The following is a 1,202-nucleotide window of genomic DNA, read 5'->3' as shown; positions in this document are numbered from 1 at the left end:
GGTCGCCTATGTCGCGGGCATGGAGACGGCGATCCGCATCGGCCTCGCGGCCCATGGCGGCTTCCACCACACCGGCTTCCACGCGACCGGCGTCATCTCGCATTTCAGCAGCGCCGTGGTGGCCGGAAAGCTGCTGGGCCTCGATGCCGCGGGGATCACCTGCGCCCAGGGCATCACCGCCAGCACGGCCTCGGGCGTGCAGGTCTTCCTCGAGGAGGGTGCCTGGACCAAGCGCTTCCACCCCGCCTGGGGCGCCATGGCGGGCATCACCGCGGCCTATCTCGCGAAGAACGGCTTCGTCGGCCCGACGCGGCCTTACGAGGGAAAATTCGCGCTGTTCGACTCGCACCTGCAGTCGCACATGGCCGAGGCCGAGCTGTCCGAGCTGGATGCGGGGCTGGGCACGCAGTGGCATCTCGCGGACACCGCCATCAAGCCCTATCCGGTCTGCCACTTCGCGCATGGCGCGGCCGATGCGGCCATCATGCTCCGCGAGGAGATCCCGGACACGGACGCCATCGCCGGCATCCGCATCCTGCTGCCCGCGATCACCCTGCCGATCGTCGCCGAGCCCGTCGCCGAGAAGGCGCGTCCGTCAGGGGAATACGCCGCCAAGTTCAGCGCGCCCTTCATCGTCGCGACCTGCCTGCGGCTCGGCCGCTTCGGCTTGGCGGAGCTGCGGCCGGAGGCACTGAAGGACGAGCTCACCCTGGCCCTCTGCGCCATCTCCCGCTGCGAATCCGATCCCGATACGGGCTATCCCGAGTTCTTCTCGGGCGGCGTCGAGCTCACGCTGAAGGACGGGCGCCGCCTCTTCCGCCATGTCCGCGTGAACAGCGGTGCCGGCGAACGCCAGCTCGACCGCGCCGGCGCGACCCAAAAGTTCCTGCTGGCGGCGGAGATGCACCTGACGCCGGAGCACGCCAAGCGCGCCTGCGACGCCATCCTTTCCATCGACTCGCACGAGGTGCGCGAGACCACCCGGMAGCTCGGAGCCGCCTGACATGATGCCAAAACTGCCGCGCCGCCTCGCCTTGGCGCTTCCCGCCCTGCTGTCGGCCGGCCGCGCCCTGGCCGCCTGGCCGGAGCGGCCGGTCCGGCTCATCGCGCCCTTCCCGCCCGGCAGCGGCACCGACATCCTGGCCCGCGTCGTCGCGGAGCCGCTGAGCCGCGTGATCGGCCAGCCCGTGGTGGTGGAGAAC

The 1,202-nt window shown here is 70.9% G+C and carries 1 protein-coding gene and 1 pseudogene; both read left to right on the top strand.

Going from position 1 to position 1,202, the window contains the following annotated elements; translation table 11 throughout:
- Positions 1-1,003, top strand: a 1,003-nt coding sequence (locus AC1DWF_RS32125; protein ID WP_476842582.1) for an MmgE/PrpD family protein, incomplete at its 5' end; no start/stop codon positions are given.
- 1 nt (position 1,004) lies between these two features.
- Positions 1,005-1,202 (top strand): annotated as a pseudogene (locus AC1DWF_RS32120) (tripartite tricarboxylate transporter substrate binding protein); the annotation flags it as partial.

It is taken from the genome of Aminobacter sp. P4_D5 (assembly GCF_056401815.1).
Note: the sequence above shows the minus strand (reverse complement) of the source record. Positions and strands in the feature narration are given on the sequence as shown.